1 protein-coding gene is annotated in these 334 nt (G+C 67.4%); it reads right to left on the bottom strand.

Going from position 1 to position 334, the window contains the following annotated elements:
• Positions 1-73: 73 nt before the first annotated feature.
• On the bottom strand, positions 74-334 hold a 261-nt coding region (locus R5H29_RS16685; RefSeq protein WP_332329504.1), incomplete at its 5' end, for a glutathione binding-like protein.

Below are 334 nucleotides of genomic sequence, written 5' to 3'. Positions count from 1 at the left end.
GCACCAAGATCGAACTCTGGCAACCGAAAACCAAATAGACCGAGCCATGCCCAGCCGCGCCAGCCTGCGGCGTTCAGTCCCGCCCTTCAGGAGCACCTAGCGGAAACATGTGCCGATAGGGGCGCGCCGCGTCCAGGGCGCGGGCGTAACTCGGGCGCGCGAGCAGGCGGTCCCGATACGCCCAAACGTTGCGGTAAATCTTCGGAATGGCGTGCGTCCAGTCCGCATACAGCAGCGCCGGCGCCGCCGCGCAGTCGGCGAGACTGAACACGCCCGCCGCCACCCACTCGCGCCCGTCCAGCCAACGGTCAAGCCACGCATAGGCCGTATCGAG

The sequence above is a fragment of the Stenotrophomonas sp. A3_2 genome (assembly GCF_036624925.1).
GTDB classification, from domain to species: domain Bacteria; phylum Pseudomonadota; class Gammaproteobacteria; order Xanthomonadales; family Xanthomonadaceae; genus Stenotrophomonas; species Stenotrophomonas hibiscicola.
The sequence above is the reverse complement of the archived record's forward strand: the minus strand, read 5'-3'. Positions and strand labels throughout refer to the sequence as shown.